We start from the raw sequence: 25,697 nt of genomic DNA, 5'->3' as shown, positions 1-25,697 counted from the left end.
CTGAATCCTATTAGTATATTTGCAGTTATGCAAAATCAGATCAAAAGCTTTCAAAACACTAGAATCAAGTTTCTTAATCAACTGAAAGAAAAATCACGCGTTCGTAAAAAGGAAAAATGTTTTATAATTGAAGGAGTTCGTGAAATCTCTTTAGCCCTAAAAGGAGATTATTCAATTACTCAAATATACTATTGTCCTTCAATAATTTCATTCGAGGAAGCTTCAACCCTAACAAACCAAAGAGACCAAAAAACATCTATATTTGAAATCTCTCTAGAAATATATCAAAAGCTTGCATATCGCAGTACTACAGAAGGAATATTGGCAGTTGCCCTAGCTAAGGATTTAGACATAAACAGTTTTAAATTATCTTCAAAAAACCCTTTAATTCTTGTTACCGAAGCTCCTGAAAAACCTGGTAATATTGGTGCTCTGCTACGCACAGCAGATGCCGCTAATCTAGATGCTGTTTTTATCGCCAATCCTAAAACAGATATGTATAATCCAAATATTATTAGATCAAGTGTAGGGTGTGTTTTTACCAATAAAATTGCTACAGGTACTACATCAGACATTATTACATTTTTAAAACAACAAAATATCGAAATCTATGGCGCGGCATTACAATCCTCTCAGGATTATCACACACAAAATTACACAACCCCAACAGCCATTGTAGTAGGCACAGAAGCTACAGGTCTAAGCAGTGAGTTTTTACAAAATACTTCCCAAAATATAAAAATACCAATGGGCGGTAGTATAGATTCAATGAATGTATCTGTTGCGGCGGGAATTTTAATTTTTGAAGCAAAACGCCAGCGTAATTTCATTAAATAAAGATTAATAAATTATTAAACAAATAGATTAAAAAGTATTATCTTTCCACCTACCCCGTAAATCCCAAATACTTAAACTACTAATTGCTATTAACCGATGACCCCTATTTCCCTATTTTACCTATTAGTTGCTATCGTCGTTATTGTATTTTTAATAGACACCCTTTTGGATGTTCTAAATGCAAATCATTATGATGATAAGATACCCGAAGAATTATCTGATGTTTACCCAAAAGACGAATATTTAAAATCTATAGCATATAAAAAAGCAAACTATAAATTCAAGATATTTTCTTCGACTATATCACTTTTTATTATGTTATTGTTTTTCTTTCTTGATGGCTTTGCCTGGGTAGATAATATAGCCCGAAGTCTTTCTGACAATTCAATTGTTATTGGTCTCATTTTTTTTGGAATTATAATGATAGGAAGTGATATCCTTTCTACACCAACTTCTTACTATCAAACTTTTGTAATCGAAGAAAAATTTGGTTTTAATAAAACATCTTTAAAAACCTTTTTTGTAGATAAAATTAAAAGTATCATTATGATGATTATCGTTGGTGGTGCTCTTTTATCATTAATTATATGGTTTTATGAAATCACTGGAAAACATTTTTGGATGTATGCTTTAGCATTAATTTCAATTTTCACGCTTGCTATGAATATGTTCTATGCCAGACTTATTGTTCCTATATTTAATAAACAAACCCCGCTGGAACCTGGAGAACTAAGAAATATTATAGAAGCGTATTCTAAAAAAGTTGGTTTTCAGTTAAAAGACATTTATGTGATTGATGGCTCTAAAAGAAGTACTAAGGCAAATGCATATTTTTCTGGTTTTGGAAGTGAAAAAAGAATTACATTATATGACACGTTAATTAAAGATCTGGATAATGAAGAAATCGTAGCGGTTCTTGCCCATGAAGTTGGGCATTTTAAGAAAAAACATGTTATCGCTAACTTATTATTATCAATATTACTAACAGGATTGACTTTATGGTTTTTATCTCTTTTTATCGCTAATCCATTATTATCAGAAGCACTTAACGTTAGCGTGCCCTCTTTTCATGTGGGTTTAGTTGCATTTGGAGTTTTGTATAGTCCAATTTCTGAGATTACTGGCCTTGTAATGAACATAGTTTCAAGAACTTTTGAATACCAAGCAGATAACTATGCCAAAAACACATATAACAAAGAAGCTTTGATAAGTAGTTTGAAGAAACTTTCAAAAAACAATTTTAGCAACCTGACCCCCCACCCTGCAATGGTATTTATACATTATTCACACCCAACTCTTTTACAGAGAATAAAAAATTTAAGAGAATAAAATCCAGTGTTCAAGTACTTGCTCATTACAATTCTTAATTGTACATTTAATAAATATATGTCATGTTTACACTTTAATTAACATATATAATTTAAGGTATAATTTTTGTCAGATTATTTATTGCAAAGGGAGAATAGTTCACACAGTATTGAATAGGGCTTTCATAAAAAATTACGTATTATGACTGAAGCTGCTATAGAAGAAGAAAATAAACAAATAGCTAAGCAATATAAAGAATTGCTGCGTATTAGTTACAGAGATCTTTCTAAGGAAGACAAGGCACTTATACGACAAGCATTCGACATTGCCGTTGATGCTCATAAAGAGCAACGAAGAAAAAGTGGTGAAGCTTATATTTTTCACCCGATAGCTGTTGCCAAAATAGTTGCAAGTGAAATTGGTCTTGATGCAACTTCAATTGCTGCAGCGCTACTACATGATGTTGTCGAAGATACAGAATATACATTAGTCGACATCGAACAAATGTTTGGTGAAACCATAGCACGTATTGTTGATGGTTTAACTAAAATTTCTTCTTTAAAGAAAGATAGAGATATATCTCTTCAGGCAGAGAATTTCAGAAAAATGCTACTTACACTTAATGATGATATCCGTGTTATCATTATTAAAATTGCAGACCGTCTACATAACATGCAAACCATGGACGCTATGCGACCTGATAAGCAAGTTAAAATTGCTTCTGAAACATTATTTATTTACGCACCTTTAGCACATAGAATAGGACTTTACAACATTAAGACTGAACTCGAAGACCTAGGTTTAAAGTATACAGAACCTGATGTCTACAGAGATATTCTTGAAAAAATAAAAGAAAGTAAAGAAGAACAAGATGCTTATATCAAAAGGTTTTCTGATCGCATCCGTGAAGGACTCGATAAAGAAGGGCTAAATTATGAAATCAAAGGTAGACCTAAATCCATATTTTCTATCCGAAGAAAAATGGTTAAGCAAAACGTCTCTTTTGACGAGGTGTATGACAAGTTCGCGATACGAATAATATATAAGTCAGATTCGGACACTGAAAATGAAAAGTTTGTAGCGTGGAAAATCTATTCTATTGTTACTGATTATTATAGACCTAATCCAATTCGATTGCGAGATTGGATTAATCAACCAAAAACCACAGGTTACGAGGCACTTCACATCACTGTTATTGGTCCAGATAGTAGGTGGGTAGAAGTCCAGATCCGAAGTGAACGCATGCATGAAATTGCAGAAAAAGGATACGCAGCACATTATAAATACAAAAACAAAGAAGAGCAACAACAAGATCAAGGCCTGGATGATTGGCTAAATAGACTACAAGAGGCATTAGAAAACTCTGAGGCCAATGCTGTAGATTTTGTAGAGGAATTTAAACTAAATCTATATGCCAAAGAAATATTTGTTTTTACCCCTGAAGGAGATTTAAAATCATTACCCAAAGGGGCAACTGCTCTTGATTTTGGTTTTAGCGTTCATACAGAAATCGGGCTAAAAACTAGAGGTTCAAGGGTTAATGGTAAATTAGTACCCTTAAGCCATGAGTTAAAAAGTGGGGATCAAGTAGAGATTATTACTTCAACAAAATCAAAACCATCTTCTAACTGGTTAGATTATGCGACCACTGCAAGAGCACGTTCCAGGATAAAATCAGCTCTACGTGATGAGAAAAAACAAATTGCCGAGGATGGTAAAGTGATCTTGAAACGTAAGCTTCGCTCTCAAAAAATTACCATGAGTGAAAAAGTGGTTAATGAACTTGTACTATATTTCAAACTAAAAACCAGTTTAGATTTATTTTATAGAGTTGGTATTGGAACCATTGATAATAAAAAAATTAAAGAATTTGCTACAACAAGAAGCAATGTCTTTATGAATTTTATTAAAAATAGAATTAGAAGAGGTAATATAAAAGATGTAAATAAAGAAGAGATAACCTCTAAATATGATCTCTTAGTATTTGGTAAAGATCTGGAAAAGTTAGAATATAAATTATCAAATTGTTGTAACCCTATTCCTGGAGATGATGTATTTGGCTTTGTTACCGTTAACGAAGGTATAAAAGTCCATAAAAACAATTGTCCAAATGCTTTACAATTGCAAAGTAACTATGCCTATAGAATCATGCAATCAAAATGGATAGATTCTAGCCAAGAAGAATTTAAAGCCGTTATAAGACTTAATGGAATTGATAATATTGGTGTTGTTAATGAAGTAACTCAAATTATATCTAACAATATGCATCTTGCCATTTACAACATGAATTTTGATACAAACGACGGTGTTTTTACCGGTAAAATTACTGTAGGTGTTAAAAATAAAAATACTCTAAAAACAGTAATAAAAAGTCTTACTAAAATAAATGGTATCGATAAGGTTATTCGAGAATAATAGATATCTAAACAATAGCTTTAGAAATTCGATATATGCATGCATTATTGTAGCATTAAAAATTATGATAAAATAATATCTTATTTAATTCCTTCAATGCAGTTAGGGGGCTAATAAAAAATAATGTAACTTTGCTTTTTTAAACGTATGAGTACTAAAGCAACTACACAAAACGATCAAGTTATCGTTAAAAATGTGTTTACCAGCTTCTTAGAAGAAAATGGTCATAGAAAAACACCAGAACGATACGCTATACTTCAAGAAATTTACGAAAGTGACGAACATTTTGATATAGAATCTTTATATATTAAAATGAAAAACAAAAACTATAGGGTTAGTCGTGCTACGCTATATAACACTATCGAGCTTTTATTAGAGTGTAAATTGGTTAGAAAACATCAATTTGGTCAAAATCAAGCACAATATGAAAAATCATATTTTGATAGACAACATGATCACCTTATTCTAACAGATAGTGGTGACGTTCTTGAGTTTTGTGACCCTAGAATTCAATCTATAAAAAAAACAATAGAAGAAATTTTTGATGTAGATATTACAAATCACTCTTTGTATTTCTACGGAACTAAAAAGAAATCAAACTAATCAACACAACTAATGGCGGTAAATTTATTGCTTGGTCTTCAATGGGGAGACGAAGGGAAAGGGAAAATTGTAGACGTTCTTACAAAAGATTATGATATAATTGCTAGATTTCAAGGTGGTCCAAATGCCGGGCATACTTTGGAATTTGATGGAATCAAACATGTATTACACACTATTCCTAGTGGAATTTTTCATGACAAAGCCATTAATTTGGTTGGAAATGGAGTTGTAATAGACCCTGTTATTTTCAAAAAAGAATTAGATAATCTAAATAAATTTAATTTAGACTATAAATCAAAGCTTTTAATTTCTAGAAAAGCACATTTAATACTTCCAACTCATAGAATTTTAGATGCCGCCTCAGAAGCTTCTAAAGGTAAAGCTAAAATAGGCTCAACCCTAAAAGGTATAGGTCCCACTTATATGGATAAGACGGGTAGAAATGGTATTCGAGTGGGAGACCTTGAACTTAGTAACTGGAAAGATCGTTATAGAAACTTAGCTAATAAACATGAAGCTATGATTGACTTCTATGATGCTAAAATCGAGTATGACTTAGAAGAATTAGAACGTGAGTTTTTTGAAGCTGTAAAGGTATTAAAATCACTAACTTTTATTGACAGTGAAGAATATCTTCATAAAGCGCAAAAAGAAGGAAAAACAATTCTTGCTGAAGGAGCTCAAGGATCATTATTAGATATTGATTTTGGTACTTATCCATTTGTGACTTCTTCTAATACAACGGCAGCCGGTGCTTGTACCGGTTTAGGGATTGCTCCTAATAAAATTAAAGATGTTTTTGGTATTTTTAAGGCCTATACAACACGAGTAGGTAGCGGTCCTTTTCCTACTGAACTATTTGATAAAGATGGTGAGACAATGGCTAAAGTTGGTAATGAATTTGGAGCAACAACAGGAAGACCAAGACGTTGTGGCTGGTTAGATCTTGTAGCACTAAAATACGCTGTACATGTTAATGGGGTTACTAAGTTAATGATGATGAAAGGCGATGTGTTAAGTGGATTTGAAACACTAAAAGTATGTACTGCTTACAAATATCAAGGCGAAACAATTACACACTTACCATACAATATCGAACCAGAAAATGTAACTCCAATCTATACTGAAATGAAAGGTTGGTCAGAAGATCTTACAGGAATGACAGAAGCTTCTGAATTGCCAAAGGAGTTAAATGAATATATCGACTTTCTTGAAAAAGAGTTAGAAACTCCTATTACTATTGTATCTGTAGGTCCAGATAGAACGCAAACAATACATAGGTAGTTTCAAAATACGACAATACTATAATTAATTACAAAAGCCGTTAAATTAAATTTAACGGCTTTTTCAGCTAACTAAAATAGTAACACAAATATTATAATTCGTTTTACTATTACTCTTCACCATAATGGCATATTCTGTTAGATTACCACGAGGTTATTTCTTCTGTTGTTATTTTTAAATCAATAACTCTTTCAATTTTTTTAACCCCTCTTAATCTATTATTGTATTGTTTAGGAAAAGAAACTAGTTGTTTAAAACCATAAATATCATCATCCCCTTTTCCTCCGTCACGATTACTAGCTAAATATCCTGTTTTATGTTCTTCATTAATTATAAAAGTAAAATCGTCCTTTTCGCTATTAATTGGTTTTCCTAGATTATAAACTTCGATATTTCCGTCCTTGTTTGGTAGTGTCATGAAAATATCTAAACCTCCAAAACCACTATGGCCATTGCTCGCAAAAAACAAGTTCCCCTTATCACTTACATAAGGAAAAGTTTCTCTTTCTTTTGTATTTATTCTTTCTCCTAAATTAACTGGTGTTCCAAAATTACCGTCTTCATATATATCAACCTTATACAAATCAGATTTACCAAAACTACCCGGCATATCACTAGCAAAAAAAAGATGTTTTCCATCAGGGGACAATGCTGGATGAGCAATAGAATAATCATCACTATTGAAAGGTAATTCTTCTACATCTCTCCATTTTCCTTCGTAATAACTAGCTCTATAAATTTTTAATAAAACAACACCTTCATCATTTGTCCCATATTTCTTCTTCGAGTAGTTATTCCTGGTGAAATAAACTGTTTTTTTATCTTGAGTAAAAACCGCCGAAGATTCATGAAATTTAGAATTAATTTTTCCCTTTAATTTTCTAACTCTTTGCTGATTATTAATTTCTATAGTCTTATATAAGTCCAAAAAAGGTTGATTATTTAACGCATCAAAAGTTTTAGAGATACTATTAACATCTCTTGAAGATGCAAAAATTAACTCTCCATTATAAAAACTAGGAGCATAATCCGAACCTTTTGAATTTATTTTCAAAATATTTAGCACAAAATTCTTTGACTTTTTTTCTTTTACTGTTAGAGAATTCAATAAACATACATAAGATTCGTTTCTACCTTTTGTTTCATAATTATTTAAAAAACTCTCAGATAGCACTTTATCTTCTTCATATACTTTTATAATTGCAGGCTCTATATTAACATCACCTGTATATACTTTGTTATCGTCAACAAGAGCATAACTTATATAAGTATCAACTATTTCCCTATACTGTACTTCTTGTGAAAATACAGCTCCCCAAAAAAACAAAAAAAACAGCCTATTGAAGTTTTTCCCCAAAAACATACATTAGTTTTTTGTTATTTCTATTTCGATCTCATCTTTAAGTTTCTTTAAAAAAAATCATAATACCTCTAAGTTGACTAATTAAAATAACTAGTCATTAACAGTATTTAATAATTCTAAAAAAAATAAAGTTTAAGAAATGCTATCCCCATAGCATTGATCGTATTCTTTTGTTGTTTCCTCTTGCAATGTACTGATGCTTAATCAAATCAAGTGTTAAAAATTCGTAAAATTCTTTTTTATTTTTTTTAGAATCACATTAAAACCCTCTTCAACCCCTTTAATTATTCGGAAAATGGACTCAAAAAAAATATCGATTATTCATAATTCTCAACCAAATATTAATTAATTCAAAAAATGATATTCAAAAAATACGTAACATTAAAGGTATTCATAAGTATTTAAAACAAGAAGACCGTTATTTTACATAAACAGCAACAATCATTAGTAACAATTTTCGTTATTTTGCAAACAAATTAAGAACACTTGAAATACAAATTCATCTATATAACTCTTATTCTTTTGTTTTCTGCAGTCACTATGGCTCAAGAAGCAAAACAAATAAAGGTACAATCTGACCGAACTATTAAAGACCAAGACAGATTTCCTGGAGCCACAATTTTAGCAAAAGTGGATAAGCAGGTATACATGCAACACGAAGGTGTTGAAATTTGGTGTGATCAGGCAGTTCATTACGGCGAGGATAAATTTGTAAAAGCACTTGGTAATGTGATTATAAAGCAAGGAGATACCTTGACCATGACCAGCAAATATGCAGAGTATAATGGAAACACTCAATTTGCCTATGCCAGAGATGATGTATTTATGGAAACCCCATCGAATACATTGCGTACAGATACTTTATTTTTTGATAGATTAAAACAACAAGCCTACTATCGTAGTGGAGGTACAGTTAAAGATTCTGCAAATACAACACTTACTAGTAAGATTGGTCGTCATTTCATGGATAGAAATCAATTTTCATTTAACACTAATGTAAAAATTGTAAATCCTGAAAACACTATTGATTCTGATCGATTAGATTATTTCCCAGATGCCAACCATGTCTATATATACGGACCATCAACTGTAAAAGGAAAAGAAAGTACTTTATACTGCGAAAGAGGTTTTTATGATACCGAAGTAAAAACAGGGTATGCAATTAAAAATGCAAGAATCGATTATGATAATCGTACTGTTTTTGGAGATAGTATATTTTATAATAGTGCTGTGCAATTTGCATCGGCAACTAATAATATAAAAGTACTAGATACAGCAAATAATTCGATTATTACTGGACATTATGCCGAAGTATTCAAAGACAAGGATTCTGTATTTATTACCAAAAGAGCACTAGCCGCAACATTACAAGAAAAAGATTCTATTTTTATACATAGTGATACATTAATGGTTACTGGTAAACCCGAAAACAGAATCATGAATGGCTTTTATGATGTAAGAATCTATAAAATCAATATGAGTGGTAAAAGTGATTCTATCAATGTTGATCAAACTACAGGTTACACAAAAATGATAGGTAGACCAATTTTATGGGCGCAAAGAAATCAAATGACAGGAGATACCATAAAAATCATTTCTAATAACGAGACCGAAAAACTTGATTCTTTGGTCGTCTATCAAAATGCTTTTCTTGCTCAAGAAGACACCTTAAAAGCAGGATACAATCAAGTCAAAGGACAAACACTATATGGTTTGTTTAAAGATAATGAGATTTATCAAGTAGATATAGATAAAAATACCGAAACTGTTTTCTATCAAAGGGAGAGTGAAGGTGATTTAAAATTAATAGGTATCAACAAAGTATTATCCAGTTCTATACGATTGTTACTTAATAATCGAGAAATAGAAGATGTATACTATTATCAAAATGTTGATGGTACTTTATATAGAGAAATTGATCTTCCTGAAAATGCTCGTGAACTTTCTGGGTTTTTGTGGCGTGGAGAAGAACGTATTACTAGTAAAGCTGATCTTTTTAGAGGAGAAAGCCCTCCCGTTCTGACAAAAATAAAAGGTATCCCATTGCCAAAAGATGAAGCTGATTTCTTTGATGAAGAAACAGTAAAACGTATAGAAGAAAACAAATCTGAAGGATCACGTCTACTAGAACAAGAACTTAAGGATGCCGAATTAAAAGAGACCAATGAAGAGTTAGATTCTATTCCTTCTAAAAAAGAAATCAAAGAAGATCTCAAAGAAGAAAATAAAAAAAGTAAAAAGAAAACATCCTCAATTGATCTAGATTTACAACGAACAGCTAGACAAAGAGATAGTATCACTGTGACTACCCTAAAGCAGGCAAGTAAACTTAAGGATAGTACAAAAAGTTTATCTAACAATTAGAAGCTAGTAGTATATATCTAATTGTTATAAATCTAATTATTTTTTTCAATAAAATTTCACATACCTTAAATACTCTTGAAGGAAGATTTTTTTAAATACCAAGCACAAACAAGTCCACATCCTTTAGCAATGGAAATTTCACATGCTGTAGGATCTTATATTTATGCTACTAATGGTAAAAAATATCTTGATTTTGTAGCTGGTGTATCGGCCTGCAGTCTAGGACATAGACATCCAAGAGTAATAAAAGCCATACAAGAACAATTAGATAAGTACTTGCATGTTATGGTTTATGGTGAATATATCCAGCAACCAGCAGTAACATTAACAAAACTTTTAGCACATCACCTCCCCCCTTCTCTAGAAAAAACTTATTTAACCAATTCAGGAACCGAAGCTATCGAAGGATCTCTTAAACTGGCAAGAAGAGTAACAGGTCGCAGTCAAATTATTGCAGCCAATCTAGCCTATCACGGTAACACTATGGGATCAATGAGTGTAATGGGGTATGAAGAACGCAAAAGAGCTTTTAGACCATTACTTCCTGATGTAAGCTTTATTAATTTTAATTTTGAAGGTGATCTATCTCAGATAACAGAAAACACTGCGGCTGTCTTGTTAGAAACAATACAAGGCGGAGCCGGTTTTATAATTCCAAAAAATAATTATTTGCAAAAAGTTAGGAAACGCTGTGATGAAGTAGGTGCTTTATTAATTTTAGACGAAATCCAACCAGGATTTGGTAGAACAGGTACTCTTTTTGGTTTTCAAAACTATAACATAGTGCCTGATATACTTGTCCTCGGAAAAGGAATGGGCGGGGGTCTTCCGATTGGAGCGTTTACAGCTTCCTCTGAAATGATGGATCAATTGCAAGACAACCCCAAATTAGGTCATATTACAACATTTGGAGGAAATCCTGTCATTGCATCTGCTGCTTTGGCAACATTACAGGAACTTACAGAAAGTGACGTAATGGCAGAGGTATTAGAAAAAGAAAAACTATTTAGATCAATACTTGTACATCCACTAATTACAGAGATTAGAGGTATTGGTTTAATGTTAGCTTGTATAACTCCTTCAGAGGAGATCACAAATCGAATAATAATGCTTTGTCAAGAGAAAGGATTAATCCTGTTTTGGCTCTTGTTCGAGTCAAAAGCAGTACGAATCACACCTCCGTTGACCATTTCTGTTGAAGAAATCAAAGAAGGTTGCGCCATTCTCTTAAGTGTTTTAGATCAAATTAATGAGCTTAATAAATGATCTGTTAACTTGAAAAGTTGACTAAAATTTACTATATTTAGTTGAATAACACTTCTTTTCACAAAAATTCTTAAGACATATTGGCCAATAAAAAATAAACTCATGATCATTTTTTTATGAATGGTATGTATTTTGTTAATTAGTTTGTTAAAAACAAATGATGACTAAAGTTCAAACGTACAAATTCATTTGTAATTTTAATACTGAGGAAATCAATAATGCGAAAATAAATTACGTTTAATAAAGTTATCAAATATCCTCAATCGTTTGGGAAAGCAAAACAGATATTTATACTACTTTTACTATTTATTGAGCATCTCTAATCAACGTGTATGAAATTTAACCACGAAGAAGAAGAAAATAATTTCTCTATTACTCGATACGAGTCTATGCTGAGATCTAATGATGTTAAGTTTTTTGATTCTGACGAATTTGAATCTATTATTCATCACTATCTAGAAAATGGGAAAATTGCTAAAGCCAAAAAGGCAATATCTTTGGGTCTTTCACAACATCCATCTTCTGTAAACTTGAAATTACTACAAGTTGAAGTAATGGTATTTGAAGATCGCTTGGACAAAGCAGATAATCTCTTGGCTCAATTACATGCAATTGAACCAGAAAATGAAGAAATTTATATTCAAAAAGCTAATATTCTTTCAAAGAAAAATGAACATTTTAGAGCCATAGAACTTCTTAACATTGCATTAAAGTATACTAATGATGAAGCAGATGTCTTTTCTTTAATAGGTATGGAGTATTTGTTTATGGATGATTTTGAAAACGCTAAGGTTAGTTTCATGAAATGCCTTGAAGCCGATGATCATGATTATTCAGCTTTATATAATATTATTTATTGTTTTGACTTTCTAGAACAGCATGAAGATGCTATTGAATACCTTAACATGTATCTTGATAAAAACCCATATTGTGAAGTTGCTTGGCATCAAGTAGGGAAACAATATTATGATTTGAAAGATTACAAAAAAGCATTAGCAGCATTTGATTTTGCTATCATCAGTGATGAGTATTTTATAGGTGCATATTTAGAAAAAGGGAAAGTTTTAGAAAAACTAAAACGCTATAATGAGGCTATCGAAAATTATCGAATAACTCTTGAATTAGATGACCCGACCTCTTTTGCATTACTACGAATTGGAAAGTGTTTTGAAAGATTGGGGAATGACGATTTGGCCATTCAACATTATTCCAAAACCGTACATGAAGATCCTTTATTAGACAAAGGATGGATTGCCATAACCGATTTCTATTTACGCAAACGCAATTACCAAAAGGCACTGTATTATACAAATAAAGCCATTAGTATAGATGCAGAAAACGTTTTGTATTGGAAAAGATATGCCAAAATAAATAACAAACTTGATTTTTTTGAAGAAGCAGAAAGAGGATATCGCAAAGCGCTAGAACTTGGTAATTATGAACTAGAAACTTGGTTAAGTCGATCAGATATTCTTAGATTTCTTGGAGAATCAGACGCAGCTTTACAAAACTTGTTTCAAGCTATAGAGTTTTATCCTGATAATGCTGAAGTTCAATTTAGGCTGGCTGGGATCTATTATGAAAATCAAGATTATGACAAGGGAGAGCACCATATAAGAAAAGCACTTGAATTAGATTATGAATATCATATAGTTTTAGAAGAACTTTTTGATAAAGTATTTAATTTAAGTTTAGTGAAAAATATTATTTCAGAATATAAATAATAACAAAAAAGACATTTTTTTCTATAATAAGGCTTCGCAAAAATCCATACATTTGTTTTGATCAATACTTAAAACTAAAAAAATGCGGAGAAGTCTTAAGGACTACCTAATTATTTCAATTAAAGGATTAGCAATGGGAGCAGCAGATGTTGTTCCTGGTGTTTCTGGAGGGACAATCGCTTTTGTCTCAGGAATCTATGAAGAGTTAATCGAAACTATAAATAAGTTAGACTTCTCATTCTTTTCTACTTGGAAAAAAGAAGGTTTTTTAAATGCTTGGAAAGCATACAATCTTTCTTTTTTATCCACACTATTTTTAGGGATTGCTATTAGCATTTTATCTCTTGCTAAGCTAATTAAATGGCTACTTCATAATGAACCTCTATTACTTTGGGCTTTTTTCTTTGGATTAGTTTTAGCTAGTATTGTTTACATAGGAAAACAAATTACTAGTTTTAAACCCAAAGTATGGTTAAGCATTTTAATAACCGGCATATTATCTTATTTCATAACACTTGCAGAACCCTTGGCATCACCAGATAGTAACTGGTATCTACTTTTTTGTGGATTTATAGCTATTATAGCAATGATATTACCAGGCGTTTCTGGTGCGTTTATTTTATTGATATTAGGAGCTTATCAGACGTTTATTGATATTTTAAATCAACTAAGAGACGGTTTAGTTAATTTTGATATTGATATTTTAACACAAGCTATTATTAAGCTGATTATTATAGCTTTAGGCGCTATCACAGGTTTAAAATTATTCTCCAGAATTTTAAACTGGATGTTTAAGAACCATAAAAATGTTACTCTGGCAATTCTAACAGGTTTCATGATTGGATCATTAAATAAACTATGGCCATGGAAAGAAGTGTTATCTTGGAGAACAAATTCTGAAGGAATTAAAGTTCCACTTATAGAAAAAAGTATTTTACCAAATAACTTTGAAGGAGATCCAAAAATCTTATTGGTTTTGCTCCTTGTTTGTGTTGGTTTTCTTTTAATTTTAATATTAGAACGTTTAGCAAACAAAAAAGCTAATTAATATATAATGCAACAAAGTACTCGAACTTTTAGTGATAGACTTTTTCTAGTCATAAAAGGGTTAGCAATGGGTGCAGCTAATAAAGTACCTGGTGTTTCAGGAGGAGTCGTAGCTTTTGTTGCCGGGTTTTATGAAGAATTTATTTACTCACTTCAAAAAATAAATTTTAAAGCGTTTAAACTTTTTATCAATTTTAGATTCAAGAGTTTCTGGCGATATATAAACGGTAGATTTCTTGGGTTATTGATATTAGGAATGCTTATCAGCTATTTTAGCGTTTCAAAAATTCTTGATTACCTTATTATACATTATGAACTTTATGTATGGGCCGCCTTTTTTGGAATGATTATCGGCTCAATTTACTATATAGTTAAAGATTTTGATGATTGGAGTAAAAAAAACATATGTATCATCATCATTAGTATAATTGTTGGAGTAAGCATTAGTCTGCTTGACCCTGCAAAAGAAAATGACAACCTATTTTTTGTTTTTGTATGCGGTATAATTGGCGTTTCAGGAATGACACTACCAGGATTGTCAGGATCTTTTATTCTAATTTTACTTGGCAATTATGTCTTATTATTGGTAGACTCTGTAAACGCATTGTATGATACTATTGCTGATATCATTCAATGGGATTTTTCTTTTGTAGACAATACACAACGAATAAGATTATTGCAAGTATTAGTAATATTTAGTCTTGGTTCGCTAACAGGTTTAGTAACCTTATCTCATTTTTTAGGCTATGTACTTAAACATTTTAAAAATGCGACTTTTGCATCCATAATTGGTTTTATTTCAGGTTCTCTTGGTGTAGTTTGGCCATGGAAAGATAAAGTGTATAAAACAGATACAATGGGGAATGTTCAAATCGATGCGCTAGGCGATCCTATACTAGATAATTACGATCGATATTTTCCTGATTTTGCAATTGCAGAAACCTACTTCGGGATTTTTTCTATTGGTATTGGTATTGGTATTGTTTTATGGTTAGAATGGTATGGGCAAAAGACTTCTAAAATTTCAAAATGAAAAAAATTTACGGATTATTAGGTAGAGATATTGGGTATTCATTTTCTAAAGGTTTTTTTACTGAAAAATTTACAAAAGAAAACCTTGATTGTGAATACAATAATTTTGACCTGAAACAAATAGAAAGTTTTAAAGAAATTATTAATGATCCTTCAATACAGGGATTAAATGTTACAATCCCATACAAAGAAGAAATAGTATCCTATTTGGATAATTTAGATACTGTTGCCAAAGAAATTGGAGCCGTCAACGTTATTAAATTTGAAAAAGATAAAAAACTAACTGGATTTAATAGTGATTATTATGGTTTTACAGAAGCACTAAAACCATTACTAAACAAATCCATTAAAAAAGCTTTAATATTAGGTACAGGTGGCGCCTCAAAAGCGATTGCTTACGCACTAGATAAGCTAGGTATAACACATACTTTTGTCTCTAGAAATCCTGATTTTAATGAGTTAAGTTATATCGATCTGGATGAAGATATCATGAATGAATATAAACTAGTTATCAACTGTACTCCTTTAGGCACTCATCCAAACATTGAAGATTTCCCAAATATCCCATATGAATACATTACCAAAAATCATGTTTTCTTTGATTTAATTTATAATCCCGCTGAGACCACTTTTATGAAAAAAGGAAAAGAAAAAGGAGCAAAAGTATCAAATGGACTTCAAATGTTAATTCTTCAAGCTCAAAAATCATGGGAGATCTGGAACTCCTAATTTTCAGACGTCCTCCCAGTAAGATAACAATCTGCTATAAACACAAGAAGTTCCTAAAACGCTTCAATAACTTTGAGGTTTTCTAATATGTTAGTATCTTAGTCATTGATTAATGCTTAGACCAATAAAAACGTTCACACAATGTCAACACGTGATAACCTGCCTAAGGCAGATGGAGAGAAGGATAATAAGGCCGAGATTTTGAAAGAAAATTCTGAAGTTAACACTACTGAATCTGCTCCGGCGACCCCCTTAGATACTGGAGATACTATTAGCAAAGAATCTTCGGAAGAACAGCTAAGTATAGAAAAATCCGAAGTAGAAAATACTCTTGAGAACACTCCTGAAGAGCCAAAAGAATCAGAAGTTTCTGATCTTGATTCTACATCAACAGCTGCTAACCCTCAAATAACCGATGCTATAACTCAGGATATTCAAACGGATGCTGTAAAAAGTAAAGATGACGACGTTACAGAAGTTTCTGACGTTAAGAATGATGAAGTTCAAGATCAAATGGATGAGGCGGTTGCAGAACATAGTGAGGACGAAACCACCCAAGAAAGACATGATATCGAGAAGAAAGATTATCATGCTATGACAAAAGAACAATTAATCAAGGAATTGAGCATCTTGGTTAAAAATGAAAAAATTCAGGCAATCAAAGAACATGTCGAAGAGATTAAAACTGAATTTAATGAAAAATTTAATGAAGAAGTAGAACAGAAAAAAGAAGAGTTTTTAGCTGAAGGTGGTAATGTTATTGATTTTTATTACTCTACTCCTATAAAAAAAGAATTCAATTCTGTATATTTTGATTATAAAGAAAAGCGTAATGCTTATTATCAAAATCTTAAAAAAGATCTTCAAGAAAACCTTAAGAGAAGACTGGAATTAATAGATGAATTAAAAGGTCTATTAAATGTTGACGAAAATATCAACACCACATATAATCATTTCAAAAGCATACAAGAAAGATGGCGTAATGCTGGTCCTATTCCAAGAGACAAATACAATACTGTTTGGAATACATATCATCATCATACAGAAAATTTTTATGATTTTTTACATTTAAATCGAGAGTTTAGAGATCTTGACTTTAAACATAACTTAGAACAAAAACTCAAGATTATAGAACGTGCTACAGAACTTGCACAAGAAACCGATGTAAACAGAGCATTTAGAGAATTACAATTGCTTCACAAAATGTGGAAAGAAGATCTAGGTCCTGTTGGAAAAGAATATCGTGAACCTATTTGGGAAAAGTTTAGTGCCCTTACTAAACAAATTCATGAAAACAGACAAAAGTTTTTCAAAGAACAGGATAAAGTTTATGAAGTTAATCTAGAAACAAAACGAGCTATTATAGCACAAATAGTAGAAGTCGCTAAAACAAGTCCCAATAATCATAGTGGTTGGCAACAAAAGATTAAAGAAATTGAAGCTTTACGAGAAGAGTTCTTTAAAGCAGGTAAAGTCCCGTCTTATGTAAATGAACAAACTTGGAGTGAATTTAAATCGGCAGTTAGAGATTTTAATCGAAATAAAAATGCTTTCTACAAAGGATTAAAGAAAGAACAATTTCTTAATCTAAATAAGAAAATGGAACTTATCCAAATAGCCGAGGATAATAAGGATAGCGATGATTTTTCGGTTACTACTCCATTAATGAAAAAAATTCAGGCAGATTGGAAAAAAATTGGACATGTTCCGCGTAAGGATAGTGATAGGATCTGGAAAAGATTTAAAGATGCTTGCAACTCATATTTTGATCGTATACATGCAGAAAGAAATGAAGCCAATAAAGAAGAACTTGTCTCACTTGAAAAGAAACAATCACATATAGAAGCACTTAAAGATCTTAAACTTTCTGGTGATCCTGCAGCTGATCTTAAGACGATAAAAGACAATATATCTGTATGGAAAACTCTTGGAAGAGTTCCTTATAAAAAGAAAAATATTGAGTCAGAATATAACAAAGCTTTAGATGGGCTTTTTCAACAACTCAATTTAAGTCGTCAAGAAACTGAGATGATTAAGTATGAAAATAAACTAAGTTCATTATCAAATCAAAGCGATGACAGTGCTTTAAGAAATGAACAAAATTTTATTCGTAAGAAAATCGATGAAGTTAATGGTGAAATAAGACAATTAGAAAACAATCTTCAGTTTTTTAAGAACGCTAAAGATGACAATCCTCTGGTACTAGAAGTTCATAAAAATATCGAAAAGCATAGGGATAGTCTAGAAGTATGGAAAGCGAAATTGAAAAAAATTAAGCAACTGTAATTCATATGCAATGTACCCTTTGTGGTTCAGAAACTATATTGTTTTCTAAACTACGAAAACGAATTTTCTTGAGATGCCAGACTTGCCGTGCAATAGTACTTCATAAAGACCACTATCTGACTCCTGAGCAAGAAAAGGAAAGATATGAATTACATCACAATGACATTAATGATCTTGGTTATAAAAAATTTGTATCCCCAATAATACAAGCTGTAGAAAATGATTATAACCCTAATCATTTTGGTTTAGATTTTGGATCAGGAAGTGGTCCAATAGTAACTTCATTATTAAGCAAAAAAGGATATCAAATAACGATGTATGATCCTTTTTTTACACCCAATACTAATGCCCTATCCGCAAAATATGATTATATCATTTGTTGTGAAGTGATGGAACATTTTTACGATCCCGCCAAAGAATTTAAGCTTCTTTACTCTTTACTAAACCAGAACGGTTCCTTATACTGCAAAACGAACTTATTTAAATCATCAATTGATTTTACCTCATGGTGGTACAAAAACGACTCTACCCATGTCTTTTTTTACACCAGTGAGACTTTAAACTGGATTCAGAAAACATATGGTTTTATCAGTGTTACTATCTCTGATAAAATTATAGTTTTCCAGAAATAGTTTCTAATAAAATTTCAATACACTAAAAATCAAACCTTTACTCACTCTCTAGATTAAGTTCTTATACTAGTCAAAATAAATATTTATCTACTGTTTATCAACACGCAAACGTTTTCGTTTGTCAAAAGTAAAAAATAGTCTTTCAACTTCATGTAAATTACTAAATCACTAACTATAATATTAAAAAATTAAGATATACTCATTGATATCTTAAATTAATTAACACAAACGTAATTTTAATCTTTTCAGTGATTTCTTGCGCAAATTATCTGGAGACAAATAAGGCTTATACAAATGAAAAAACTACTACTCACTATTTTTGTGATGACATATCTTTTACCGATATCCTTAAATAGTCAAATTGATTTTAGAGAAGAAACCATCTATTTCTTAATGACAACAAGGTTTTTTGATGGTGATCCAAATAATAATGCTCCAACAGAATGGTCATCTTACAATCCAGACCCAACTATTAACCCAGACATTACAGATCCAAATGACGTAACATGGAGAGGTGATTTTAAAGGTTTAATTCAAAAACTAGATTACATCAAAGATTTAGGGTTTACTGCAATATGGATTACCCCTATAGTTCATAATAGAAGTCCATTAGATTATCACGGTTATCATGCTTGGGATTTCACTAGAGTAGATCCGAGATTAGAATCACCAGGAGCGACCTTTCAAGATTTAATTAATGAAATTCATAGCAGAGATATGAAAATAGTTCTTGATGTAGTCACGAATCATGCTGGTCGATTTGGAATTAAAGATGTAGCTGAAATAAAATACAATACCAACCCTGATGCTATTTGGCATGCTCCAGATAATCCAAATTGGGAATACGACGGATTAACCCCTAATCCTGAAGATGGTTTGCTATGGAGTAGAGCTAATTTGGCTAAAATGCCACCTCCATACAATCAAAACTTAGCTGCCTTTAACTTTCCTAGCAAAGAAAATTATGTAGATACCTCTGATCCAGATTGGTATCATCATTCAGGAAATGGTTTCGCTCAAGGTTTCGATGATGTTGAAAACTTACAGAATAGAGCATTAGCTGGTGATACTCCAGATCTTAATACAAGTAGTCCGGTAGTTCGCGAGTACTTAGTTAATGCTTATGCAAGATTTATTAATATGGGAGTAGATGCTTTTAGGTGGGATACTGTTAAGCATATGAGTAGAGAAGATATCATATACTTTTATGATGCCTTTAAAGCCATAAATCCAGATTTATTTATTTTTGGAGAAGTCGCTCAAAAACGTCATGAATTGCACCCTGTTGAGGAAACAAACCCGCATTATTATACATGGAGAGGTGATGTTAACAACTCTCAACCCTTGGACTTAGCTGTAATAGACTTTTTTGGAGAAGCTACTTTCCACGGATCTTTTGAAGAAGGGCAATCATTTCCTACAGTAAAGGCTGCTGCAAGATACGATCATTTATATAGTGACCCATCTACTTTAGTCACTTGGTTAGATAATCATGATTTTGGACCTAATAATGATTGGAATAGAAGATACGGTGGATCGGATGAAAATCTTGCCGCTTGTATGAATTTCATGTTCACTTGGCGTGGAATTCCGACAGTGTACTATGGAACAGAAATGAGATTTAAAGCAGGTGAATTTAATGACATTCATGATGCCTCAGGAATTCAACAATCTATTAACAAAACCGGAAGAGCATATTATGGAGATGTAATGGATCAAGCTCCAAATCATAAAATCTATCAACATATCAAAAAGTTAAATGCTATTCGCAAAGCAGTACCTGCTTTACAAAAAGGCGCGTGGAGTTGGAAAGATGCTCCGGGAAATGCAGTTGCATACAGAAGAGTACATGATAATAGTGAAGTTGCTGTTGGACTTGCTAAAGATGGTAATGCTTCTTTTTCTATTTCAGGAATGTCTAATGGTTTATATCGTGATGCTGTTACGGGTCGTGAAATAGCTGCTCAAAATGGTGTTTTAAATTTCACAGTTACCTCCGGTTCTGCAGGTATTTATGTATTAAATGGTCCTGGATTAATAGGAGGCTGCGGAGGTGGTTTTTTTGAAAATTGTATCAATGGCCCAATTGACCCTGTAGTCATTATTAATCCCGTTTCTTCAAATTCTGAAACTCCCATTCAAGTTACAATGCAAGGCGTCGGAGGAGCCGGAGCTCCCTATCAAATTTACTACACTACAGATGGAACGACACCAAATACATCAAGTACAAAATATTCCAGTTCGTTTAGTATTGACACTTCAACTACTATAAAAGCTATCGTTTATGACAAAAATGGTACTGCATCTCAGATTAATATCAAAAACTTTACTATTGGTCCAATAGAAGGTTTACATGTATATTTTAAGAAACCAAATACTTGGTCTCAAGTAAATGTGCATTATTGGAATACTTCTCCAAATACACTACCATCTAGCAATTGGCCAGGTCCTCAAATGAGTAGGATTGATAACTCAGATTGGTATGAATATATTTTTATTGGAGTGGAAAGCACCAATTTATTATTTAATGATAATGGTGGTGCCAAAACTGATGACCTCTCAAGAAACAGAGATGGTTGGTACGCAGATGGTATATGGTATGACACTGATCCAAGAACTACCACAAATACACCTCCTACAATATCAGCTACACCTAGCAGTGGCTCTTTCAATCTAGGGGAAACAGTTAGGGTTGAACTAATCGCCACAGATAACGATTCACAAAATATAGAAATATATTATACAACGAATGGAGATGAACCTAATACCACTTCAACGAGATACACAACACCTATAACGCTTACTACTGACACTACTATTAGGGCAATAGCATATGATTCTGAAGGTCTTTCTTCTGACATCCTTAGTAACACATATACGTTTACATCATCAGAAAATACAATGACTGTACATTATAAAGGTACGTTAGACAACCCAAGTGTTTACTACTGGAACACTACTCCCCTTGCCATTTCAACTTCTTGGCCCGGACAATCAATGACAGCCGTTGGAAATGGATGGTATACATACACCCTTAGTGGTGTAACTTGTTCTAATATTATATTTAGCGCAAATGGAACAAACCAAACTACTGATTTAAATAGATGTGGAGACGGATGGTATTACAATGGTATTTGGTATGACAGTAATCCTGAAGAAAATCAAAATCAAAATTTAACAGTTTACTTCAAATCAGACACCTACACATCTCCATCTATTTATTTTTGGAACGCTACTCCATCAGGAACTTCTACATCATGGCCAGGTCAATTAATGACTGCCGATATCGATGGCTGGTACCGATATACATTACAAAACACTAATTGTTCCAACTTTATTTTCAGTAACAACGGGGCATCCAAGACCGAAGATCTTAATAGATGTACGGAAGGTTGGTATTATAATGGTTCTTGGTTTGATAGTAGACCGATTACCAATAAATCGGATAATTTCGAAAATCTTGATCCTACAACTAAGGCTATCATTTATCCAAATCCAATAACTCAGAAATCTACTTTAGAATGGTCTACTAAAAAAGAAAAAAGTAATGTTCGTATTGCGATCACGAATGTATATGGCGCTTCTGAAATAATACTAAACAAAGTAATGGATCAAGGTCGACATACCTATGAACTTAATAGAGAAAATATCTTAAAAACATCTGGTGTTTATTTTTTCAAAATAACAATCGATGGTAAAACTCAAACAAAAAAAATAGCAGTGTATTAAACCCCCTTTTATCTATAAGTCTTCCATAAATTTATCTTATGGAAGACTTATTACATTTTTTTAGCCTCTTCCCAAAAAACATCCATTTCGGCAAGTGTCATATCTGCTAATGCTTTATTATTTTCTTTTGCCTTACTTTCAAGATATTGAAATCGTTTAATAAATTTTTTATTTGTGCGTTCCAAAGCATCTTCTGGATTTACATTAAGAAACCGCCCATAATTAATCATGGAAAATAATACATCTCCAAATTCTGCTTCAATATTATTTTGATCCTGAACTTTTACCTCATGTTGCAGCTCTTCAAGCTCTTCTTTTAATTTCTCGAATACTTGCTGAGGCTCTTCCCAGTCAAAACCAACACCGGCAACTTTATCCTGAATCCTACTTGCTTTAACTAGTGCAGGTAATGATTTTGGCACTCCTTCTAAAACACTACTTTTTCCTTCTTTGAGTTTAAGATTTTCCCAATTACGCTTGACATCTTCTTCATCATTTACTGTAACATCTCCATAAATATGTGGATGTCTATTGATTAGTTTTTCACAAATTCCATCAGCCACATCTGCTATGTCAAATTCATTTGTTTCACTACCGATTTTAGCATAAAATACAATATGCAGTAATAGGTCACCTAGCTCTTTTTTAACCTCATCAAGGTCATTGTCAAGAATTGCATCTCCTAATTCGTAAGTCTCTTCTATTGTGAGGTGTCTTAACGATTCTAGTGTTTGTTTTTTATCCCAAGGACATTGCTCCCTGAGCTCATCCATAATAGTTAATAATCTATCAAATGCCTTAAGTTGCTTTTCTCTTGAGTTCATAATATGGTTTAAATAGTAACGTTTTGCATTCGATTTTTGGTAGTTTCAAATTCGTTAAGCATATCTTGAACTATCGTTCCAGCTGGTTTAATATCGTGAATTATACCTGAGACCTGACCTATTTCTAATTCTCCTTCTACCAAATCTCCTTCAAACATACCTTTTTTAGCTCTTGCTCTACCTAGTAAATTTTTTAATTCATCTATAGTAGTACCTTTACTATACAATTCAGCAACATCTTGATAAAATTTATTTTTTAACATTCTAACAGGGGCCAGTTCCTTTAAAGTAAGATGCGTGTCTCCTTCTTTAGCATCTACCACCATATTTTTGAAGTTTATATGAGATGAAGCTTCATGACTTGCCACAAAACGGCTTCCTACTTGAACCCCATCTGCACCCAACGCCATAGCTGCAAACATGGCCGTACCTGTCGCAATACCTCCTGCTGCAATTAAAGGAATTGTAATCTGTTCTTTTACCATTGGGATTAAGGCAAGTGTTGTAGTTTCATCTCTACCGTTATGGCCTCCTGCTTCAAAACCTTCAGCGACCACTGCATCTACTCCAGCCTCCTGTGCTTTCAAAGCAAATTTTAAACTACTTACCACATGTACTACAGTAATTCCTTTTTCTTTGAGATACTTTGTATATGTTTTTGGATTACCTGCAGATGTAAATACTATTTTAATCTCTTCATCAAGAATAATCTGAATAATCTCTTCTAAATTAGGATACAACATAGGAATATTAACTCCAAATGGTTTATCCGTTGCTTTTTTACACTTTTGAATATGTTCTCTTAAAACATCCGGATACATTGATCCAGCTCCTATAAGTCCGAGTCCACCAGCATTACTAACAGCACTTGCTAGTTTCCAACCACTTGCCCATATCATTCCTCCTTGGATAATCGGGTATTGTATATGAAATAATTCTTTGATTTTATTCATTTATATTTTTCTTTAAAAACCCCAGAGGTAAGTCACCTTTGGGGTTTAGTATAAAATTATAAGATGTACAAGTTACGAAATTACACCAGACCCAACCAATTCTTCATCTATATACCAAGCCACAAATTGACCTTCTGTAATTGCACTTTGGTCATTTTCAAAAACCACGTACATTCCCGAATCTATTTGGTGCAATGTAGCTTTATCTAATGGTTGTCTATAGCGTATTCTTGCCATAACCTGAAGTTCTTCATCTACCTTTAGAGCTAAATCCTCTCTTACCCAATGTAATTCTTCATTTGAAATAAACAACGCTTTTCTATATAGTCCCGGATGACTTTTACCTTGTCCTGTATAAATAGTATTTGTATTTACGTCTGTTTCAATTACAAAAAGTGGTTCTGGAGTTCCTCCTACCGCCAATCCTTTACGTTGTCCTTTTGTATAGTAATGTGCGCCTTGATGTCTACCAACTATTTTTCCTTCATCAATGGCATATTGGTATTTTGTTGCGAGAAATTCTAATTCTTCTTTTTTAGATTCAAATTCAGGTATGACACGCGTATATTTATCTTCTGAAGCCGGTATTTCAACAATATTACCTTCTTTAGGTTTTAACTTCTGCTGAAGAAAATCTGGCAAGCGTACTTTTCCTATAAAACATAATCCCTGAGAATCTTTTTTATCTGCAGTAACAAGATCTTGTTCTGCAGCAATTTCACGAACTTCTGGTTTTAGCAATTCTCCAACTGGAAACAGCGTTTTTGCCAGTTGCTCCTGTGATAATTGGCATAAAAAGTAAGATTGATCTTTATTTGGATCTTTTCCTGCTAACAAGCGGTGTACTTCTTTTCCATTTTCTACAATTGTTTCTTTTCTGCAATAATGTCCAGTAGCCACATAATCAGCTCCAAGAGATAACGCTATTTTTAAAAAAACATCAAATTTAATTTCTCTATTGCACAATACATCAGGATTAGGTGTACGTCCCTTTTCATACTCATGAAACATATAGTCGACAATACGCTCTTTGTATTGTTCACTAAGATCAACCGTTTGAAATGGTATTCCTAACTTTTCTGCTACCAATAATGCATCATTACTATCATCTAACCATGGACATTCATCAGAAATAGTAACGGAATCATCATGCCAATTTTTCATAAAAAGGCCAATAACCTCATAACCTTGTTCTTTAAGCAAATAAGCCGCAACACTAGAATCAACTCCTCCTGATAATCCTACGATTACTCTCTTCATCAAAAATTCCTTTCTTTTATAAACTCTTACAGAGTCTTTTT

Annotated in this window: 18 protein-coding genes; 14 read left to right on the top strand and 4 right to left on the bottom strand. The window is 32.3% G+C overall.

Features of this window, described 5'->3' with window-relative positions; genetic code table 11:
• Positions 1-27 precede the first annotated feature (27 nt).
• From D1816_RS24935 to D1816_RS24915, 5 genes are all read left to right on the top strand, one after another.
• Positions 28-837: an RNA methyltransferase gene (locus D1816_RS24935; protein ID WP_118506112.1), complete on the top strand. Its 810-nt coding sequence runs from the start codon at positions 28-30 to the stop codon at positions 835-837.
• A 96-nt stretch (positions 838-933) separates the two neighbouring features.
• Positions 934-2,166, top strand: a complete 1,233-nt coding sequence (locus D1816_RS24930) for a M48 family metallopeptidase (RefSeq protein WP_118506111.1) — start codon at positions 934-936, stop codon at positions 2,164-2,166.
• 180 nt (positions 2,167-2,346) lie between these two features.
• On the top strand, positions 2,347-4,560 hold the full coding sequence (locus tag D1816_RS24925) for a bifunctional (p)ppGpp synthetase/guanosine-3',5'-bis(diphosphate) 3'-pyrophosphohydrolase (RefSeq protein ID WP_066313649.1): 2,214 nt from the start codon (positions 2,347-2,349) through the stop codon (positions 4,558-4,560).
• Between the two features lie 147 nt (positions 4,561-4,707).
• The gene (locus D1816_RS24920) at positions 4,708-5,163 is read left to right on the top strand and encodes a Fur family transcriptional regulator (RefSeq protein ID WP_066313650.1); all 456 of its coding nucleotides are present in this window, start codon (positions 4,708-4,710) and stop codon (positions 5,161-5,163) included.
• A gap of 12 nt (positions 5,164-5,175) precedes the next feature.
• Positions 5,176-6,447 (top strand): adenylosuccinate synthase, encoded by a 1,272-nt coding sequence (locus D1816_RS24915; RefSeq protein ID WP_066313651.1) that lies wholly within the window; start codon positions 5,176-5,178, stop codon positions 6,445-6,447.
• 142 nt (positions 6,448-6,589) lie between these two features.
• Here the strand turns inward: D1816_RS24915 and D1816_RS24910 are convergent, their stop codons facing one another.
• Complete coding sequence (locus D1816_RS24910) at positions 6,590-7,804, bottom strand: PD40 domain-containing protein (protein ID WP_162900352.1); 1,215 nt, start codon at positions 7,802-7,804, stop codon at positions 6,590-6,592.
• A gap of 492 nt (positions 7,805-8,296) precedes the next feature.
• Between D1816_RS24910 and D1816_RS24905 the strand changes: the two genes are divergently transcribed.
• The 9 genes from D1816_RS24905 to D1816_RS24865 all read left to right on the top strand — a co-directional run bounded on the left by D1816_RS24905 (position 8,297) and on the right by D1816_RS24865 (position 22,619).
• Positions 8,297-10,174, top strand: a complete 1,878-nt coding sequence (locus D1816_RS24905) for an OstA-like protein (protein ID WP_082832410.1) — start codon at positions 8,297-8,299, stop codon at positions 10,172-10,174.
• 75 nt (positions 10,175-10,249) lie between these two features.
• Positions 10,250-11,440 carry an aspartate aminotransferase family protein gene (locus D1816_RS24900; protein WP_118506109.1) on the top strand — a complete coding sequence of 397 codons (1,191 nt, stop codon included), beginning with the start codon at positions 10,250-10,252 and terminating at the stop codon, positions 11,438-11,440.
• 332 nt (positions 11,441-11,772) lie between these two features.
• Positions 11,773-13,164, top strand: coding sequence for a tetratricopeptide repeat protein (locus tag D1816_RS24895; protein WP_066313658.1), 1,392 nt, complete (start codon positions 11,773-11,775; stop codon positions 13,162-13,164).
• 82 nt (positions 13,165-13,246) lie between these two features.
• Entirely contained in the window at positions 13,247-14,212 is a 966-nt protein-coding gene (locus D1816_RS24890) for a DUF368 domain-containing protein (RefSeq protein ID WP_118506108.1), read from the top strand.
• A 6-nt stretch (positions 14,213-14,218) separates the two neighbouring features.
• Positions 14,219-15,244, top strand: a complete 1,026-nt coding sequence (locus D1816_RS24885) for a DUF368 domain-containing protein (RefSeq protein ID WP_118506107.1) — start codon at positions 14,219-14,221, stop codon at positions 15,242-15,244.
• On the top strand, positions 15,241-15,972 hold the full coding sequence (locus tag D1816_RS24880) for a shikimate dehydrogenase (RefSeq protein ID WP_118506106.1): 732 nt from the start codon (positions 15,241-15,243) through the stop codon (positions 15,970-15,972). The genes D1816_RS24885 and D1816_RS24880 overlap by 4 nt, the downstream gene beginning before the upstream one ends.
• Positions 15,973-16,113: 141 nt before the next feature.
• Positions 16,114-18,258, top strand: coding sequence for a DUF349 domain-containing protein (locus D1816_RS24875; RefSeq protein WP_118506105.1), 2,145 nt, complete (start codon positions 16,114-16,116; stop codon positions 18,256-18,258).
• Positions 18,259-18,326: 68 nt separating this feature from the next.
• Entirely contained in the window at positions 18,327-18,890 is a 564-nt protein-coding gene (locus D1816_RS24870) for a class I SAM-dependent methyltransferase (RefSeq protein ID WP_233565240.1), read from the top strand.
• A 294-nt stretch (positions 18,891-19,184) separates the two neighbouring features.
• Complete coding sequence (locus D1816_RS24865) at positions 19,185-22,619, top strand: starch-binding protein (protein ID WP_118506103.1); 3,435 nt, start codon at positions 19,185-19,187, stop codon at positions 22,617-22,619.
• 50 nt (positions 22,620-22,669) lie between these two features.
• Here D1816_RS24865 and mazG read toward each other — a convergent pair whose 3' ends face one another.
• From mazG to mnmA, 3 genes are all read right to left on the bottom strand, one after another.
• Complete coding sequence (gene mazG, locus D1816_RS24860; protein WP_066313667.1) at positions 22,670-23,443, bottom strand: nucleoside triphosphate pyrophosphohydrolase; 774 nt, start codon at positions 23,441-23,443, stop codon at positions 22,670-22,672.
• An 8-nt stretch (positions 23,444-23,451) separates the two neighbouring features.
• Positions 23,452-24,396, bottom strand: coding sequence for a nitronate monooxygenase family protein (locus tag D1816_RS24855; RefSeq protein ID WP_066313668.1), 945 nt, complete (start codon positions 24,394-24,396; stop codon positions 23,452-23,454).
• A gap of 72 nt (positions 24,397-24,468) precedes the next feature.
• A complete protein-coding gene (mnmA, locus tag D1816_RS24850) occupies positions 24,469-25,656 on the bottom strand; it encodes a tRNA 2-thiouridine(34) synthase MnmA (protein WP_066313669.1) in 1,188 nt (395 codons plus the stop codon).
• Positions 25,657-25,697 lie beyond the last annotated feature (41 nt).

Source organism: Aquimarina sp. AD10, assembly GCF_003443715.1.
Lineage (GTDB): Bacteria > Bacteroidota > Bacteroidia > Flavobacteriales > Flavobacteriaceae > Aquimarina > Aquimarina aggregata.
This window is presented reverse-complemented; position numbering and strand designations above follow the sequence as displayed.

Coding starts and splice junctions, on each gene's coding strand:
- mazG (WP_066313667.1), bottom strand. CDS start 23,443: ATGAACTCAAGAGAAAAGCAACTTAAGGCATTTGATAGATTATTAACT.
- mnmA (WP_066313669.1), bottom strand. CDS start 25,656: ATGAAGAGAGTAATCGTAGGATTATCAGGAGGAGTTGATTCTAGTGTT.
- D1816_RS24880 (WP_118506106.1), top strand. CDS start 15,241: ATGAAAAAAATTTACGGATTATTAGGTAGAGATATTGGGTATTCATTT.
- D1816_RS24920 (WP_066313650.1), top strand. CDS start 4,708: ATGAGTACTAAAGCAACTACACAAAACGATCAAGTTATCGTTAAAAAT.
- D1816_RS24855 (WP_066313668.1), bottom strand. CDS start 24,396: ATGAATAAAATCAAAGAATTATTTCATATACAATACCCGATTATCCAA.
- D1816_RS24885 (WP_118506107.1), top strand. CDS start 14,219: ATGCAACAAAGTACTCGAACTTTTAGTGATAGACTTTTTCTAGTCATA.
- D1816_RS24875 (WP_118506105.1), top strand. CDS start 16,114: ATGTCAACACGTGATAACCTGCCTAAGGCAGATGGAGAGAAGGATAAT.
- D1816_RS24930 (WP_118506111.1), top strand. CDS start 934: ATGACCCCTATTTCCCTATTTTACCTATTAGTTGCTATCGTCGTTATT.
- D1816_RS24915 (WP_066313651.1), top strand. CDS start 5,176: ATGGCGGTAAATTTATTGCTTGGTCTTCAATGGGGAGACGAAGGGAAA.
- D1816_RS24890 (WP_118506108.1), top strand. CDS start 13,247: ATGCGGAGAAGTCTTAAGGACTACCTAATTATTTCAATTAAAGGATTA.
- D1816_RS24925 (WP_066313649.1), top strand. CDS start 2,347: ATGACTGAAGCTGCTATAGAAGAAGAAAATAAACAAATAGCTAAGCAA.
- D1816_RS24895 (WP_066313658.1), top strand. CDS start 11,773: ATGAAATTTAACCACGAAGAAGAAGAAAATAATTTCTCTATTACTCGA.
- D1816_RS24935 (WP_118506112.1), top strand. CDS start 28: ATGCAAAATCAGATCAAAAGCTTTCAAAACACTAGAATCAAGTTTCTT.
- D1816_RS24865 (WP_118506103.1), top strand. CDS start 19,185: ATGAAAAAACTACTACTCACTATTTTTGTGATGACATATCTTTTACCG.